The 16,046-nt window shown below is 74.2% G+C and carries 15 protein-coding genes; 5 read left to right on the top strand and 10 right to left on the bottom strand.

Annotation, left to right across the window (positions count from 1 at the left end; all coding sequences use genetic code 11):
- From E1266_RS26460 to E1266_RS26445, 4 genes are all read left to right on the top strand, one after another.
- The coding region (locus E1266_RS26460) for a phosphatase PAP2 family protein (protein ID WP_347876746.1) at positions 1–1,564 on the top strand (1,564 nt) is incomplete at its 5' end.
- Positions 1,565–1,641: 77 nt separating this feature from the next.
- Positions 1,642–1,890: a DUF6158 family protein gene (locus E1266_RS26455; protein ID WP_243718906.1), complete on the top strand. Its 249-nt coding sequence runs from the start codon at positions 1,642–1,644 to the stop codon at positions 1,888–1,890.
- Between the two features lie 325 nt (positions 1,891–2,215).
- Positions 2,216–3,040 (top strand): VanW family protein, encoded by an 825-nt coding sequence (locus E1266_RS26450; RefSeq protein ID WP_132051459.1) that lies wholly within the window; start codon positions 2,216–2,218, stop codon positions 3,038–3,040.
- 62 nt (positions 3,041–3,102) lie between these two features.
- Complete coding sequence (locus tag E1266_RS26445) at positions 3,103–3,636, top strand: YceI family protein (protein WP_132051457.1); 534 nt, start codon at positions 3,103–3,105, stop codon at positions 3,634–3,636.
- On the opposite strand, the gene E1266_RS26440 is transcribed toward E1266_RS26445, so the two are convergent.
- The 7 genes from E1266_RS26440 to E1266_RS26410 form a co-directional block, all read right to left on the bottom strand.
- Positions 3,584–4,414 (bottom strand): hypothetical protein, encoded by an 831-nt coding sequence (locus E1266_RS26440; protein ID WP_132051456.1) that lies wholly within the window; start codon positions 4,412–4,414, stop codon positions 3,584–3,586. The genes E1266_RS26445 and E1266_RS26440 overlap by 53 nt on opposite strands.
- Entirely contained in the window at positions 4,411–5,526 is a 1,116-nt protein-coding gene (locus tag E1266_RS26435; protein ID WP_132051454.1) for a glycosyltransferase family 4 protein, read from the bottom strand. The genes E1266_RS26440 and E1266_RS26435 overlap by 4 nt, the downstream gene beginning before the upstream one ends.
- The gene (locus tag E1266_RS26430; RefSeq protein ID WP_132051452.1) at positions 5,526–5,879 is read right to left on the bottom strand and encodes a hypothetical protein; all 354 of its coding nucleotides are present in this window, start codon (positions 5,877–5,879) and stop codon (positions 5,526–5,528) included. Before E1266_RS26430 ends, E1266_RS26435 begins: the two co-directional genes overlap by 1 nt.
- Positions 5,876–6,604, bottom strand: coding sequence for a hypothetical protein (locus E1266_RS26425; protein WP_132051450.1), 729 nt, complete (start codon positions 6,602–6,604; stop codon positions 5,876–5,878). The genes E1266_RS26430 and E1266_RS26425 overlap by 4 nt, the downstream gene beginning before the upstream one ends.
- A gap of 10 nt (positions 6,605–6,614) precedes the next feature.
- On the bottom strand, positions 6,615–7,799 hold the full coding sequence (locus E1266_RS26420) for a glycosyltransferase family 4 protein (RefSeq protein WP_243718905.1): 1,185 nt from the start codon (positions 7,797–7,799) through the stop codon (positions 6,615–6,617).
- Positions 7,796–8,755, bottom strand: a complete 960-nt coding sequence (locus tag E1266_RS26415) for an NAD-dependent epimerase/dehydratase family protein (RefSeq protein ID WP_243718903.1) — start codon at positions 8,753–8,755, stop codon at positions 7,796–7,798. Before E1266_RS26415 ends, E1266_RS26420 begins: the two co-directional genes overlap by 4 nt.
- 76 nt (positions 8,756–8,831) lie before the next feature.
- Positions 8,832–10,538, bottom strand: coding sequence for a proline--tRNA ligase (locus tag E1266_RS26410; protein WP_132051448.1), 1,707 nt, complete (start codon positions 10,536–10,538; stop codon positions 8,832–8,834).
- 78 nt (positions 10,539–10,616) lie between these two features.
- Between E1266_RS26410 and proS the strand changes: the two genes are divergently transcribed.
- A complete protein-coding gene (proS, locus tag E1266_RS26405; protein ID WP_243718901.1) occupies positions 10,617–12,065 on the top strand; it encodes a proline--tRNA ligase in 1,449 nt (482 codons plus the stop codon).
- Positions 12,066–12,108: 43 nt separating this feature from the next.
- Here the strand turns inward: proS and E1266_RS26400 are convergent, their stop codons facing one another.
- The 3 genes from E1266_RS26400 to E1266_RS26385 all read right to left on the bottom strand — a co-directional run bounded on the left by E1266_RS26400 (position 12,109) and on the right by E1266_RS26385 (position 15,867).
- Positions 12,109–12,615 (bottom strand): DUF6328 family protein, encoded by a 507-nt coding sequence (locus tag E1266_RS26400; RefSeq protein ID WP_243718899.1) that lies wholly within the window; start codon positions 12,613–12,615, stop codon positions 12,109–12,111.
- A gap of 64 nt (positions 12,616–12,679) precedes the next feature.
- Entirely contained in the window at positions 12,680–14,869 is a 2,190-nt protein-coding gene (locus E1266_RS26395; protein WP_243718898.1) for a SpoIIE family protein phosphatase, read from the bottom strand.
- Positions 14,870–15,021: 152 nt separating this feature from the next.
- Positions 15,022–15,867, bottom strand: coding sequence for an ANTAR domain-containing protein (locus tag E1266_RS26385; RefSeq protein ID WP_243718896.1), 846 nt, complete (start codon positions 15,865–15,867; stop codon positions 15,022–15,024).
- Positions 15,868–16,046: the final 179 nt, after the last annotated feature.

Below are 16,046 nucleotides of genomic sequence, written 5' to 3'. Positions count from 1 at the left end.
GTCCCGCTTCCACCGCTCCCGCACGCTGCGCAGGCTGGGGCGGGTCGACCGGTGGGCGTTCGACGGGGTCGCGGCGGCGCACCTGCCGGGCCTGGAGTACGTCCTGCCGAGGCTGTCGCGGTTCGCCGACCACGGCGTGCTGTGGTTCACGAGCGCTTCGGTGATGGGGCTCTCCGGCGGCGCCCGGCTGCGGCGCGCGGCGCTGCGCGGGTCGCTCGGGATCGCGGTGGCGAGCCCGGCGGTGAACCTCCTCGGCAAGCAGGCGTTCCGCCGCAGGCGGCCCGTCGTGGACCTGGTGCCGCCGATCCGGATCCGCTGGAAGCTGCCGACGTCGCACGCCTTCCCGTCCGGCCACTCGGCGTCGGCCGCGGCCTTCGCCACCGGCGTCGCGATGGAGGCGCCGCGCTCGGTGGCCGTGCCCGTCGCGGCCACGGCCGCGGCGGTGGCGTTCTCCCGCGTGTACACCGGCGCCCACTATCCGGGCGACGTCCTCGCCGGGGTGGGGATCGGCATGCTCGCCGCGCTCGGGACGCGGACGGTCTGGCCCGCCCACCCGCCGGCGGCCCGGGTGACGCCGGCCGAGGACACGGTCACCGGGCGGGACCTCGGCGAGCTGGTCACCGGCGACGGGCGCGGGGTGGTCGCGGTCGTCAACCGCGCCGCCGGGGGCGGCGACGCGCCGGTCGGGATGGCGGGCGCGATACTGCCGAGCCGCGCGGACTTCGCCGTGGAGATCCTCGAACGGGAGCTGCCCGCGGCGGAGATCGTCACGTTCAGGGCGGGCGACGACGCCGACAAGGTGTTCGGCGAGGCCGCCGGGCGGGCGTCGGTGCTCGCCGTCGTCGGCGGGGACGGGACGGTGAACGCGGCCGCGCGGGCGGCGCTGGACCACGACGTCCCGCTGCTGGTCGTCCCGGGCGGCACGTTCGACCACTTCTCCCGCGCCCTCGGCATGGCGTCGGCCACGGAGGCGATCTCCGCGTACCGGGGCGGGCGGCTCGGCCGCGTCGACGTCTCCTACCTCACCCCGGCGGGCGGCAGGCGGGGACAGGACGAGGAGCACATCTTCCTCAACACCGCCGGCTTCGGCGCCTACACCGAGCTGCTCGAACGGCGGGCGCGGCTGGAGCGGCGCATCGGCAAGTGGCCCGCGCTCGCCGTCGCCGCCGTCCGGACGCTGCGGCACTCCGAGCCCGTGGACCTGTTCGTGGACGGCCGCGAACGCCGCGTCTGGCTGGCGTTCGTCGGCAACTGCCTCTACGGCGCGCGGGGCACCACCCCGAACTGGCGCGAGCGGCTCGACGACGGGTGGCTCGACATCCGCACGGTCTCCACCGGCCGCCGCGTCCCCCGCGTCCGCGCGGTCGCCGCGGTGCTGGCCGGGCACCTGCACATCACCCCCGGCTACCGCGCGTGGAAGGCGACCGCGCTGGAGCTGGCGTCACCGGCCGGCGGGCTGCGGATCGCCCGCGACGGCGAGCTCACCGCGCTGCCCGCGAAGCTCCGCTTCGGCAAGCACGCGGGCGCCCTGACCGTCTTCTGCCCCGCCGAGGCGCTCCGCTGACGGGCCCCGGGGAGCGCGGGGTTTGGCGGACGGCGACCGGGTAGGGGATCGGACGCCCACGGAGGAGGTAACCGGACATGACGAGCCCGGACACGAGCAATGACACCGCGATGGGGGTCGACCCCGGCGCGCTGACCGACGACGACCTGTTCCGTGAGCTGGGGCATCTGTACCAGACGAGGCTCGACGCGCTCCGGCACGCCGCCGACCAGGCGTACGGGGAGCACACGCGCCGCATGAACCAGCTCGAAGCCGAGTACCTGCGCAGGCATCCGGGGCGGGAGATCGACCCCGAGCGCCTGCGCGAGGGGGCGCGCGCCCGCTGACGGCGCACCGCTGACCCCGACCGCCCGCCCGGTTCCGCGCCACCGGCCGGGCGGTCGGCTGTGCCCGGCCGGAGCGGGGCCGGAGCCCGCTGTTGTTCGCGGGTTCGTGTTGTTCGGGTAAAGGTCCGGCGTTGGGCGCGGGGGAGCGGCAGGGTCCGTTGCAGGATCCGAAGGGGGATCCTCGGGGGGTGTGTGTTCTGTGAGGCGGACCCGGCCTGGCCGGAAACGAAAGTGCCGTGAGCGGAGTCGGCGCGACGAGCGCGAGCGCCGCGGGCGCGGGCAGCAGCCGAAGCTGGACGAGTGCGTCCGGCGGTGGTGGCCGTTCGTGGCGGGCACGCTGGCGACGACCGGGCTGCTGCTCGGGGCGTACCTGCTGGCGCCGCGCGATCCGGGCGCGGCGGCGACGCTGCACGTACGCGGCAAGGCCCCGCCGGACGGGTCGTTATCCGGCAGGGTGGCGCCGGACGCCGCGGCGGGTGTGGGAGCGGGCGTCCACGAGCGGCCGATGAGCAGCTACACCACCCGGTTCACGCCGGGGGAGCCCCGCGTCCGCAACATCGAGCTGGCCGCCCGGATCCTCGACGGCCACGTCGTCGATCCCGGCCGGACGTTCTCGTTCAACGACGTCGTCGGGCCGCGCACCAAGAGCCGCGGATACGTCCCGGCGCCGGCCATCATGGGCTCGCGGCTGGTGAAGGACGTGGGCGGCGGCATCTGCCAGGTGTCCACGACGCTCTTCAACGCGGTGTTCCGGGCCGGCCTGGACATCCGCAAGTCGCGGGCGCACACCATGTACATGCCGGAGTACCCCGAGGGGCGCGAGGCCGCGGTCGCCTATCCGGGGCTGGACTTCACGTGGCGGAACGACACCGGGCACCCCGTCCGCATCGAGGTCGGCTACACCGCGGCGTCGCTCACGGTCAGCCTGTACGGCGAACGCAGGTACGAGGTGCGGTCGAAGACGTCCGAGCGGTACGGGATCAAGCCGTACGGGACGGGCGTGGGACGGGGACGGAAGTGCGTGCCCATGGCCGGCCGCAAGGGCTTCAAGATCGACGTCTGGCGGACGCTCCTCGACGACGGGCGGAAGGTCAGGCGCGAGAAGTTCCACACCGAGTACCGCCCGCAGCCCAAGGTGGAGTGCAGGTAGCAAGGTGGAGTGCCTGTAGGGGGTGCGCGGGGTCCCGGCGGCGCCCGTGACAGGCTGAAGGCATGGCGGTACCAGAGGGAACGTACGAGCTGGGGCCGGACGACGGGCGGCTGCTGGTCAGGACCGGCCGCAGCGGGCTCGGGCGCCGCGCCGGCCACGACCTGACCATCGAGGCCACGCGCTGGACGGCGGCGGTCGAGGCCCGCGACCCGCTGGACGGGTCGTCCGTCCGGGTGACCGTCGACGTGGACGCGCTGGAGGTGCGCGAGGGCACCGGGGGCGTGAAGCCCCTCACCGGCGACGACCGCGCCGAGATCGAGAAGAACCTCCGCAAGGTGCTGGAGGTCCATCGCCACCCGGAGATCACGTTCGTGTCCACCCGGATCACCGGGGACGGCGAGATCGAGGGCGACCTCACGATCATGGGGCGCGCGAAACCCGTGCGGATCCGGGCCGAACTGGACGGCGACCGGGTGCGGGGAGGCGTCACCGTGACGCAGAGCCGCTGGGGCATCAAGCCGTACTCGGCGTTCTTCGGCGCCCTCAGGCTGGCCGACGACGTGGAGATCGACTTCGATCTCCGGCTTCCCGCCTAGCGCGGGCGGCGCGGGCGAACTGGTCGTCCAGGCTGCGGGGGAACGGCAGCATCCGGTGGATGTCGCGCCAGGGCGCGAACTGCCGGACGGCGTTGAAACCGGCCGCCGTCACGATCCGTTCCACGTTCGGGCCCGGTCGCCAGGCGGGATAGGCGTCGAGGTACGCGACCTCTGGGGCCAGGCTGTCCGGCTTCTGGGGCGATACCAGTGTCATCGGCGGGCGGAGGCCTTCGGCGGACGCCATGTCGCGCGCGTAGGCGACGAGTTCGAGTGTCTCTGCCGCCGGCCCGCTGTGGACGATGAGCCAGCCGTCCACGTCGACCGGCTCCGACGGGGGATCGGTCAGGGCGAGCGGCACGATCTCGTCGGAGACGGCGCGCAGGTATGCCTCGTGCGCGGGCGCCAGCGGTTCGAGGACGAACGTCCGGTCGAAACGCGGGGGATCGGCGGGCAGCATCGGCGCGTAGGCGTCCCAGCGGAGCAGCCGCGCCAGGTGCGTGACCTTCGTGCCGGGAAGGATCACGTCGCCGCGGATGAGCTCGCCCTTGAGACCGGCGGGGAAGGCGTCCACGATCACCTCTTCCGGCACCTCGTCCGGCGCGAGGCCCGTGACGCCGGTGCCGCGCACGATCCGCCAGTCGCCGGTGACGCGCGGATCGCCCGCGAACGGCGACGCGGTGACGACGGTGACCGGCCCGTCCACCCCCAGGGTGTGCAGGACGGCCCTGAGCCGCGTCAGGTGCCCGAGCCCGTCCCCGGACGCGTAGCAGAGGATCACCGGACCGCGTCGAGCACGGTGCGGTAGCCGGCGGTCTCGGCGGCCGGGGTGAAGTCGCGCCGGATGCGTTCCGCGCCCGCCGCGCCGAGCTTCGCCAGCTCCGCGTCGCCCGCGCGCGCGGCCCGGTCGATCGCCGCGCGGCACGCGTGCGCGTCCCCGGCGGGGAACGTGAACCCGATCTCGTCGTCGGCGACGTCCGCGAGCCCGCCCGCGTCCGAGGCGAGCAGCGGCACGCCGAGCGCCGCCGCCTCCAGCGCGACGTTCGGCATCCCGTCGTAGAAGGACGGCAGCGCGACCAGGTCGCAGCTCGCGTAGACGGCGGGCAGGTCGTAGCGGTCGAGGAACGGCATGGCCGAGTGCGGTACGCCGCGTTCGGCCAGCGACTCCGCCACGGACTCCTCCACCTCGCCGACCAGCAGCAGATGGAACGACTCGGCGTGCCCGGACGCGGCCAGGGCGTCCAGGAAGAAGCCGACGCCCTTCTTGACCTTGAGCTGCCCGATGAGCCCGATCGTCCGGCGCCCCGGCGCGACGTGCTCCGCCCGCCAGGCCCGCGCCCGCTCCCGCTCGGACGGCAGGACCCGCCACTGCTCGGTGTCGACGCTGTTGGCGACGTACGTGACCGCCGCGTCCGGGGCGATCGCGGACACCAGCGGCGCGTGCGAGCGGGCGACGACGCACACCCGGGACGAGGCGCGCAGCGCGTCCGCCAGCACGCCCCGCCGCCGCATCGAGAAGACGCCGACGTCGATGTCGTTGCCGCGCAGCAGCGTGACCAGCGGGGCGTCCAGCAGCGCGGACAGGACGGGCGCGGCGAGCATCGCGTACGCGCCGCCGAACGCGACCACGTGGCCGTAGCCGGCGAGGTCCTCGGCGTTGATCGTCGTCCACAGCCGCCGCAGCGCGTGCTCGGGGTCGTCGCCGAGCGGCGCGGTGACCAGCCGGCCGCCGTGCTCGCGCCCGACGCCCCACGGGCGGTCGCGGCGGGTGAGGTGCGCGACGTCGACCTCCGCCCCCGACGCGCGCAGCCCCCGCACGATGCGGTCGCACGACTGGGACATCCCGCCCCGGCTCGGCGGGTAGTGCTCGGTGAGCCACAGGACGCGGGGCATCAGCTGTCCACGAAGCCGGTGTCGTCGTCCGGGCCCCAGTCACCGCCGTGGGACCAGTCGTCGCCCGGGTTGAACGCCCCGCGGTCGTACTCGTTGAAGGTCGTGTACCAGAGGGCGTCGTTGTAGAGCTGCGAGCTGCGCTGGTAGTAGTGCCGCCGGTAGCCGCCCGTCCAGGCCGGGTGGTGCGGGTCGTGCGTCCCGTAGCCCTGGGCGGCGCCGCATTCGGGGCAGAGCCCGTTCGCCGCGGCGTGCGCGCCGCAGACGGGGCGGCCGCACCCGGGGCAGGACACCACCGCGGCCTGCCCGCAGCGTCCGAGGACGAAGAAGCCGGTGGTCACCGAGCATGGGGTCACGGGGTCCTCCTCGCGGTGCGGCCCGGGGGCGTCCACCGGAACGGTTCCGTCGACACGTGCAGGATCTGGTCGATCATCGCCTGGTCCTCCAGCGGCCCGGGGAACTTCCCGTTCGCCCGGATCACCGTGCGCTTCCCCGGCTTGACGCGGACCCTGACCCAGGCGGGCGGCGGCGACCCCGGCCGCTGCACGGCCGCGTCCTTCGCCAGCCGCCGCGTCACCTGGACCAGCTGCACCGTCTTCGACTTGGACTTGAACTTGATCTTGCCCCGCGGGTTGCGCTTGCGGTACTTGCGGTGCCGGACCCGGTCGGTCACCGACAGCTCCAGGACGCTGCCGTCGCGCAGCTCCGCCCGCATCCGCAGCCACGGGTCCATGGCGTACCACTGCTTCATCGACGTGATCGGATGCCGGACGGGCACGTCGTGCTGCGGCCCGTTCTTCTCCGGCAGCCGGTGGCCGCGCATGTCCGCCGCGACCGACAGCGTCCCGTGCGGCGGCATGTCGGCCACCAGGATCCGCAGCATCGGCACGAGGACGCCCGGCACCCGCCGGTTCAGCTGCCACTTGCCCCGCCGCACCTCACTGGTGTGCCGCGCGAGGCTCTGGATGACCGGCTCCCAGTCGTCCCGCCGCAGCGAGACGGAGAACGCCCGCTCCAGGGTGAGCGCCCTGTGCAGGGGATGGAACCGCTCGATGGCGGCCTTCTGCTTGCGCCAGAACATGACGAACCACCTATCGAACCTGGTCGTGCAGCGGCCGGACGACCGTGCGGTAGACCTCGGCCAGGCGGGCGCGGGAATGCGCCCACGTCAGGCCCTCCTCGATCCGGCGCCGGCCCCTGCCGCCCAGGGCGGCGGCCTCGTCCGGGTACTCCAGCAGGATCCGGACCGCCCGCGCCAGCTCGGCGGGACGGTCCGCGGGGACGAGGCGCCCGTGCTCCCCGTCCGCCATCAGCTCCCGCACCGCGGGCAGGTCGGAGGCCACGACCGGCACCCCCGCCGCCATCGACTCGATCACCTTGAGCGGGGCGCAGCCCTGGTCGAGGTTGCGGGCGCAGCCGGTCAGCGGAGCCACCGAGACCTCCGCGTGCGCCAGCCACGCGGCCACCTCGTGGTGCGGCAGCGTGAACCGCCAGTCGACCCTGCCGGCCACGCCGAGCCGCTCGGCCATCCGCCGCACCGGCTTCGACCGGCGCTCCGGGACGGACGAGCAGACCACCAGCCGCAGGCCGTCCAGGTCGGCGAGCCTGGCGAACGCGCGCATCAGCACGTCCAGGCCCTGCCACGGCTGCAGCGCGCCGATGTAGACGATGTACCGCTCGGGCGCGCCCTCGGGACGCGGCGGCCGCGCACCGGTCTCCGCCCCGTTCGGCACCAGATGTATGTCGCGCTCCGGTACGCCGAGCGCCGCGACCGCCGCGCCGATCACCCGCGACGGCACCACGACGGCGTCGCTGCGCTCCAGGCAGTACCGCTCCAGCTCGCGGATCTTGCCGAGCGTGCTCGGCGCCGCCCACGGCCAGGTGTGGCTCATCTCGATGGACGGCAGCCCGTTGACCTCGTACACGACCTTGTGGCGCCGCCCGTCCGCGACGACCGGCAGCGCGCTCCACGGGTCCCGGACGTGGCAGACCTCCAGCGTCCCGAGGTGCGGCTCCAGATGGCGGGCGACCCACCCGGAGAACGCCTCCGCCCGGTCGATGAGGTTCGGGACGGGGACGTCGAACCGCGCGATCTCCCGGGTCCCCTCCCGCTGGTACCGGGGCAGGTCCGGGCCGCCGATCACGCCGAGCAGCCCGCCGCCGAAGTGGTCGAACAGCTCGTCGGCCATCTGCGCGATGTGCACCGCCGACCCCTTGCTCGACGGGAACCGGTCGAACGCGAAGTACGCCGCCCTGTGCTCCGTCCGGCCCTTCAACCGACCCGCACCTCCTCGTGCGCCGCGCGGTGCCACGCGATCTGGTCGGCGAGCCCCTCGGCCAGGTCGGTCGCGGCGGTCCAGCCGAGCAGCCGCCGGGCGCGGGCGGTGTCGGCCCACGTCCGGGTGGCGTCGCCGGCAACGGGGGTCTCCCGCCGGATCTCCGCGGGGACGCCGAGCGCCCCGGTGAGCATCGCGATCGCGTCCCGGACGGTCACGGGTTCGTGGTGGCCGACGTTGACGGCGATCCCCGGCGGCAGGTCCTCGGCCGCCGCCGCCAGCGTCGCCGAGACCACGTCCCGGACATGCGTGAAGCTCCTGGAGCGCAGTCCGTCGCCGAAGACGGGGAGCGGGCGCCCGCTCAGCGCGGCCTCCACGAACCGGTGGAACGCCATGTCGGGCCGCTGCCGGGGGCCGTAGACGGAGAAGTACCGGAGCAGGACCGTCCGCAGCCCGTCCCGCGCCGCCGCGCCCGCGAGCCGCTCCACCTCGACCTTGCTGGCCGCGTACGGGCTCGCCGGGTTCAGCGGGTCGTCCTCCCGGTTCGGCCGCCGCCCCGCGGACCCGTACACCGAGGAACTCGACGCGACGACGACCTTCGGCCGCAGCGCCGCCGGCCGCCGCGTGCACGCCGCGAGCAGCCGCGCCGTCGCGCGGACGTTGTCCCGCTCGACCGCGCGCCGGGCGCCCCACGAGTCGCGGACTCCGGGACGTCCGGCCAGGTGCACGACGACGTCCGCGGCGGCCACCGGGCCCAGCTCGTCGACCGCCAGGTCGAGTTCCGCCGCGACGACACCGGGCCTGGCCGCGAGATCCGCCCACGTGCGGCGCGCGACGCCGGGGGTGAGTGAACGTCCGGGCGCGTCGACGGCGAGGACCTCGTGCCCGGCCACCGCGAACGCGTCCGCCACATGACTCCCGACGAACCCCGCCGCCCCCGTGACAACCACCCGCACGCGGGAACTTTATCCGCCCCGGCACATTATGGACAGCACGGATTCTGGCCACCACCAGCCAGAAGCGGCGTGCGCTTCAGCGCCTGAGGAGTGCGCGGACGTGCGCGACGACGGCGTCCAGCGGCACCTTCTCCGTGTCGCCGGTGGCGCGGGCGGTCACTTCGGCGGTGCCCTCGGCCAGGCCGCGGCGGCCGAGGGTCACTCGGAACGGGATGCCGGTCAGCTCGGCGTCCCGGAACTTCACCCCGGCGCGTTCGGCGCGGTCGTCGATCACCACGTCCACGCCGGCGCCCTTCAGGGCGGTGTAGACGTCCTCGGCGGCCTTGGCGACGTCGGCGTCGTCGGACTGGGCGACCACCACGGTGACCTGGAAGGGCGCGACGGCCAGGGGCCAGACGATCCCGCGGTCGTCGTTGTGGATCTCGATGATCGCGGCCATCGCGCGCTCGACGCCGATGCCGTAGCTGCCCATGACCACCGGGACGCGCTTGCCGTCCGGGTCCAGGACCTCGACGCCGAGCGCGCGGGCGTAGCGGTCGCCGAGCTTGAAGATGTGGCCGACCTCGATGGCGCGCTGGATCTCCAGGGCCTCGCCGCAGCGGACGCAGCGCTGCCCCGCCTCGACCTCCCGCAGGTCCGCCCACTTGCCGACCTCGATGTCGCGGTCGACGTCGACGCCGCGCAGGTGGACGTCGTCGGTGTTCGCGCCCGTGAACATGTCGCGGCGGCCCCGCAGCGCCTCGTCCGCGATCACGGGGAGGGGCGCCGGGAGGAACGCGTCGACCGCGCCGAGGCTGCCCGGCAGCGCGCCCAGCGCGTCCTGGATCTCGGCCGGGTCGGCGGCGCGGATGCCGGTGGCGCCGGTTGCGTCCACGAGCTTCTGCTCGTTGAGCGGGTGGTCGCCGCGCAGCAGGACGAGCGTCAGCGTGCCGTCCAGGACGTAGACGAGCGTCTTGATCTGCCGGTCGTCCGGCGCGTCGTACGCCCGGAGGTCCTCGATGGTGCGGACGCCCGGCGTGTCGAACCGCTCCGGCGCGGCCGGCCCCGGCTCGTCGGACGCGGCGGGGAGCACGGACGTCGCCCGCTCGATGTTGGCGGCGTAGCCGCAGGCCGGGCAGTGGACGACGAGGTCCTCGCCGACGTCGGCGGGGCACATGAACTCGGTCGAGTCCGAGCCGCCCATGGTCCCGCTGGACGCCTCGCACGCCAGCGCGGGCAGGCCGAGCCGCTCGAAGATCCGGGTGTAGGCGCCGTGGTAGGCGTCGAACGACGCGTCCAGGCCGGCGCCGTCCAGGTCGAAGCTGTAGGCGTCCTTCATGGTGAACTCGCGGGTCCGCATGAGGCCGCCCTTGGGGCGCGGCTCGTCCCGGAACTTCGTCTGGAACTGGTACCACTGCTGCGGGAGCCGGCGGTAGGAGTTCAGCTCGCGGGCGACGGTCGCGAAGATCTCCTCGTGCGTCATGCCGAGGGCGTGGTCGGCGCCGCGCCGGTCGCGGAGCCGGAACATCTCCTGGCCCATCAGCTCCCAGCGGCCCGAGCGCTGCCACGGCTCCGCCGGGTGCAGGGCGGGCAGCAGCATCTCCTGCGCGCCGATCGCGTCCATCTCCGCGCGGATGATCTCGATGATCCGGGCCCGGACGCGGACGGCCAGCGGCAGCAGCGAGTAGTGGCCCGCGGTGAGCTGCCGGACGTACCCCGCCCGGAGCAGCAGCCGGTGGCTCGGCGCGTCCGCCTCGGCGGGGTCGTCGCGGAGCGTGGGCACGAACATCTGGGACCAGCGCATCCCGCGAGCGTAGCGAAGGGACCCGGCGCGCCGGGGAAGCGTCCGTGCGGTGCGCCGCGAGTCAGTACCCTGAGTGCCGTGAGCCGAGAAGGTGTGACGCCGCAGAGCGAGGATTTCTCCGCCTGGTACAACGAGGTGGTCGTGCAGGCCCAGCTCGTCGACCGGGGGCCGGTGCGCGGCACGATGGTCATCCGGCCGTACGGGTACCGGATGTGGGAGCTGCTCCAGGCCGACCTGGACGGGCGCATCAAGGACGCGGGGCACGAGAACGCGTGCTTCCCGATGTTCATCCCGGAGTCCTACCTGCGGCGCGAGGCCGAGCACGTCGAGGGCTTCTCCCCGGAGCTGGCCGTCGTGACCCACGCGGGCGGCAAGGACCTGGAAGAGCCGCTGGTCGTGCGGCCGACGTCCGAGACGGTCATCGGCGAGTACATGGCCAAGTGGATCGACTCCCACCGCGACCTGCCGCTGCTGCTGAACCAGTGGGCGAACGTCGTCCGCTGGGAGATGCGGCCCCGGATGTTCCTGCGGACGACCGAGTTCCTCTGGCAGGAGGGCCACACCGCCCACGCCGACGAGGACGACGCGATGCGCGAGACGATGTGGGCCCTCGGCGCCTACGCCGACCTCGCCCGCGACCTCGCGGCGATGCCGGTCGTCCCGGGGGAGAAGACGCCCGGTGAGCGGTTCGCCGGCGCCGTCCGCACCTACACGATCGAGGGCATGATGCGCGACGGCCGGGCCCTGCAGGCCGGGACGTCGCACTACCTCGGCACCAACTTCGCCAAGGCGTTCGAGATCCAGTACCAGGACGAGGCGGGCGCCCTGACGCTCGCGCACACCACGTCCTGGGGGATGAGCACCCGCATGATCGGCGGCGTGATCATGACGCACGGCGACGACAAGGGCCTCGTGCTGCCGCCGCGGCTCGCGCCGTACCAGGTCGTGATCGTGCCGATCGGGCGCAAGGAGCAGGGCGAGGAGGCCGCGGCGGAGGCACGCCGGCTGGGCGCGGCGCTCAAGGCCGCGGGCGTCCGGGTGCACGTGGACGACAACCGCCCGCAGCTCTCGCCGGGCTTCAAGTTCAACGAGTGGGAGATGCGCGGCGTCCCCGTCCGCATCGAGCTGGGCAAGCGCGACATCGACGGCGGCGTCGCGACCGTCGTGCGGCGGCTGCCGACGGTCGAGGGCCAGGGCAAGGAGCAGATCCCGCTGGAGAAGGTCGCGGAGGTGCTGCCCGCGATCCTCGACGACTTCCAGGCGTTCCTGCTGCGGCGGGCGGAGGCGTTCCGCGAGGAGAACACCGCCGCGGTGGACGGCTGGGACGCGTTCGCCGCGCAGGTCGCGTCCGGCTGGGCCCGCGCGTTCCACTGCGGCGACACCGCCTGCGAGGACGACATCAAGGCCGAGACCGCCGCGACGCCCCGGGTCATCCCGTCCGACGCGCCCGCGGAGACCGGCGACTGCGTGAAGTGCGGCCGCCCGTCCGCCTACGGCAAGCGGGTCGTCTTCGGCCGCGCCTACTGACCCGGGCCGGCGCGGCTGAGCGGGGCGCGCGGCGGGCGGCCGGTCAGGTCGTCCCCGGCCGCTTCGGCCGGCTCGCCTTCAGCCGGGTCAGGTACGGCTGGATGAACCACACGTAGCCGGACAGCGCCAGCAGGAAGGCCGCGGTGGCGATCGTCCAGCCCGCCTCCTCGGAGACCGACTCGACGACCAGTGTGGTCGCCGCGGTCATCGACGCCATCAGCGCCAGGGCGCCGATGATCCCGAACAGGTTGGCGCGGCGGATCAGCAGCGGCTTCTGGCCCAGCTGGAACAGGATCCGGTGGTGGAAGACCGGCGCGATGAAGCAGATCGAGGCGAACGCCGCACCGAACAGCGCGATGTAGAACAGTGCGGTCCCCACTCCGTCGACCTTCTCGTAATGGGTGGAGAACGGCACGATCAGCAGGAACGCGAACAGGACCTGCACACCGGTGACGGCGACGCGGAAGCCCTGGAGCAGTTCGACGAACTGCCGGTCGAGGCGCTCGTGCTCGGTCTCGTTGCGGGGCTTGTCGGCCGGGTCCGTGGTCATGAAAGCCATTTACCCCAGCAAAACGTTCGTCAGTCCACCAACTCGGTCATCACTGGCATCGTGCCTAGTCCAGCGACGCCTGCTCCACGCGCAGCGCGAGCATCGAGACGTCGTCGCGCAGGTCGCTGTCGCAGAAGTCGAGCAGCGCGTCCTCCACCGCGTCGAGCATCCCCGCCGGCGTCGCGCCCGCGTGCCCGGCGAGGGCCTCCAGCAGGCGTTCCTGGCCGAACTCCTGCCGCGTCATGTTGCACGCCTCCAACACGCCGTCGGAGTGCAGGATGAGGGTGTCGCCGACACCGAGCTCGATCGTGTCCTGGCCGGCCTCGAAGTCCTCGAACAGGCCGAGCGGGACGCCGCCGCGGGACGCCGACCGGATCACCCCGTCCGCGCGCACGACGAGTGCGGGCGGATGCCCCGCGGTGCCCAGCGACACGACGACCCGCTCGGTCTCCACCGTCAGCCCGGCCATCACGGCGGTGACGAACCGGTCCTCGTCCATCAGCGCCTCGTTCACGATGCCGAGGACGTCCCCCGGGTCGGTCTTCCAGCGGGCCGCCAGCCGCGCGCAGTGCCGGGCCGCCGCGGTCACCGCCGCCGCGTCCTCGCCCTTGCCGCACACGTCGCCGAGGATCAGCCCCCAGCCGCTCTCGGTGCGGAACACGTCGTAGAAGTCGCCGCCGACCTCCGAGCCGTGCGTCGCCGTCAGGTACTTCGCGGCCACGCTGACGCCGGGGATGGCGGGCAGCGTCTTCGGCAGCAGGCCCGCCTGGAGCGTCTCGGCGACCTCGGCGCGCCGCCGGTAGAGCCGCGCCGCCCGGATCACCAGGGCCAGGTAGCGGCCGAGGCGCTGGACGACCCCGAGGTCCATGAGGTCGAACGGGCCGTACTCGCCGCTCGCCGCCAGGGTGATCGTGCCGATGGCGCGGTCGCCGTCCTCGATCGGGACGCTCAGCACCGAGGTCACGCCGATCTTGCCGCAGACGGGCTGGCCGTCTGGGCACACGCCGAGCACGTCGAGGTTCTCCAGGTGCGGCCGCAGCGCGCTCTGCCGGGTGACGAAGACGGTGTGGGGGAGGGAGCCCTGGACGGGTTCGACCTCCTCCAGCATCCGCGCGGCCTCGACGGAGCGCTCGTCCTCCGGGCCCATGACCACCTGGCGGCGCAGCGGGGGCGGCGTGCCCACGGCGTGCGCGCCGCCGGGCGGGGGCGACCCGGGGCCGCCGTTCCCGCCGGTCAGGTCGATGAACGCCCAGTCGGCGAGTTCGGCGGCCAGCAGCCGGGCGCACCGCCGGATGGCCACGGTCTCGTTGAAGACGGGCTCGTCGAGCAGCAGCTCGCTGGCGGTGGCGAGGACGTCCATCCGGTGGACGATCGTGGCGACGGCCTCGTCTTCCGGCTGGGCGGCGTGGGTGCTCCGCGCGTGCGGGGGCTCCTCGCGGGCGGGCGCGTCCGGCGGGGGCGCGGTGCCGGTGGCGGCCGTCCGGGCGGACGCGGTGCCGTCGGACACCGCCCGCGCCGACGCGCCCCGGGCCGATGCGGTCCGCGTCGCGGCGGACGTGGCCGGCGCGGACGTGGCCGGCGCGGACGTAGAAGGGGCGGACGTGGAAGGGGCGGACGCGGCGGGGGCGCGGCCGGACGCCGTGCGCCTGGGCTTCGCCAGGGACGGGTCCGGGTCGGCGGCCGGCGCGTTCGCCGGCCCGGCGGCCGCCACGACCATCGGGTCGGGTTCGCCGCGGATCCACACGCGGGCCAGCGTCACCGTGGCGTCGACGGGGTGGTCGCGGCCGAGGAACCGGACCTTGACGGGGTGGCGCCGTCCCGTCCGGACGACCGCGGCGATCTGCGACCGCACCGCGGCGCGGGTCGCCATGTCGCAGAAGGCCGTGAACTGCTTGCCCGACACGTACCCGGCGGACGTGCCGAGCAGCGCGGCGGCCTGCCGGTTGACGCGCCGGACGGTCGTGTTGCGGTCGAGCAGGAACAGCGGCACCGGGGCGTCCTGGAAGACGGTGCGCAGCACCCGCCGCTCGTTCTCGGCCGCGGCCGACCCGCCCTGCTCGCCGGGGTGCTCGGTGCCCACGGTCCGCAGCACGGTCAGCGCCAGCTCCAGCTCGACCAGGGCCGCGTCCAGGGTGGCGCGCAGGTCGGGCTGCGGCACGCCGGCGGCCTGGCGCAGCTCGCCGATGCGCCCCTCGAGCTCCGAGATCTCCCGTGTCACGGTCTCGGGTTCGAGCTGGTCGGGCTGATCGTGCATCTGGTCTCCCTCTCGTCCGCACCGCACGATGGAGGCAGGCAGGGCCGGGCCGGAGGCCGGCCGGGCCGCGGTCTCGGCAGTGCGTCGCCGGGTCGGGCCGGACCCGGCTGTGCGCAGCCTATGCGCCTCACCCCCATGCGCCTAGACATGACCTAGGGAAGCCCCTGATGACCGACGATACGCTGCGCGAGTGCGGTGAGCTTCACGTGGCGTGTCTGTGAGATGCGGCGCATCTCCGCGAAGGCCGTGTCGGCGTCGCAGCCGAGGGCGTGCATGAGGATCCCCTTCGCCTGGTCGACGATGGCGCGGGCCTCGACCGCCTCCTGCAGCTGGATCGCGGTCCGGTGCACGACGTCGTACTGCCGGGTGTTGCTGACGGCGGCGCTGCCCTGCGCGATGAGCAGGGACGCGATCCCGCCCTGCGCGGAGCCGAGCGCCTTGGGCGTCACCCCGAACAGGGTGAGCGTGACCAGGACCGGCGGGTTGAGGTGCGGTGTCGTGCTGAAGCAGCGCACCCCCCGGCGCAGCATGTCGGCCGTCGCCTCGGGCCAGCGGGTCTCGGCGAGGATGTCGTCGGACGTCTGCGCCCGGCGGTCCAGCACCGCGTCGAAGACCGGCCCGCGGCCGCGGGCGAGCTGCCGCTCGACGATCTCGGCGAGGTCGGGATGGCTGGCGGCGGCGGCCAGCGGCTCCGGCCGGAACTCCTCGGGCACCGCGATGCCGGACGGCGCCGCGCCGGGGCCCTGGTTCTGCCGGGGGACGCGCGGCACGTCCTCCGCGTCGGCCTCGGGCAGGCCGAGCGCGGCGCCCGGGTCGTTCGCGGGCTCGGCGGGAAGCGCCCACCGCACGCTGGACGCGCCCGCGCATCCGGGCACGGCGCGCGAGGCGAGGTCGGTCACCCGGTGCAGGGTGCCGATGTCGGAGGACTCGCCGACCATGCCCAGCCGGGCGATCTCCAGCGCGAGCTGGTCCGTCAGGACGGTTTCGGTGGGCGTCACCCCTCCGAGATTATCCTGCGTTCCGAGTTGCGGGGTCGGCGGCGTCTGGCCCGCGCCCCGTCCGTGGTGTCCCCGGTTCATGGCGTTTCCCGTGGTGGGGCGGCCGCAGGCGGGCGCCGCGCGCGGGTCGCGGCGCGTCGGCGGGCTTGGCCGCGGGGCGGTTCGGGTGTCGGGGGCGG

The sequence above is a fragment of the Actinomadura sp. 7K534 genome, from assembly GCF_004348575.1.
GTDB classification, from domain to species: Bacteria; Actinomycetota; Actinomycetes; order Streptosporangiales; family Streptosporangiaceae; genus Spirillospora; species Spirillospora livida.
The sequence above is the reverse complement of the archived record's forward strand: the minus strand, read 5'-3'. Positions and strand labels throughout refer to the sequence as shown.

What these genes read in the sequence shown, in the direction of transcription:
- E1266_RS26455 (WP_243718906.1), top strand. Translation starts at nt 1,642, where the DNA reads ATGACGAGCCCGGACACGAGCAATGACACCGCGATGGGGGTCGACCCC.
- E1266_RS26445 (WP_132051457.1), top strand. Translation starts at nt 3,103, where the DNA reads ATGGCGGTACCAGAGGGAACGTACGAGCTGGGGCCGGACGACGGGCGG.
- E1266_RS26435 (WP_132051454.1), bottom strand. Translation starts at nt 5,526, where the DNA reads ATGCCCCGCGTCCTGTGGCTCACCGAGCACTACCCGCCGAGCCGGGGC.
- E1266_RS26425 (WP_132051450.1), bottom strand. Translation starts at nt 6,604, where the DNA reads ATGTTCTGGCGCAAGCAGAAGGCCGCCATCGAGCGGTTCCATCCCCTG.
- E1266_RS26410 (WP_132051448.1), bottom strand. Translation starts at nt 10,538, where the DNA reads ATGCGCTGGTCCCAGATGTTCGTGCCCACGCTCCGCGACGACCCCGCC.
- E1266_RS26400 (WP_243718899.1), bottom strand. Translation starts at nt 12,615, where the DNA reads ATGACCACGGACCCGGCCGACAAGCCCCGCAACGAGACCGAGCACGAG.
- E1266_RS26395 (WP_243718898.1), bottom strand. Translation starts at nt 14,869, where the DNA reads ATGCACGATCAGCCCGACCAGCTCGAACCCGAGACCGTGACACGGGAG.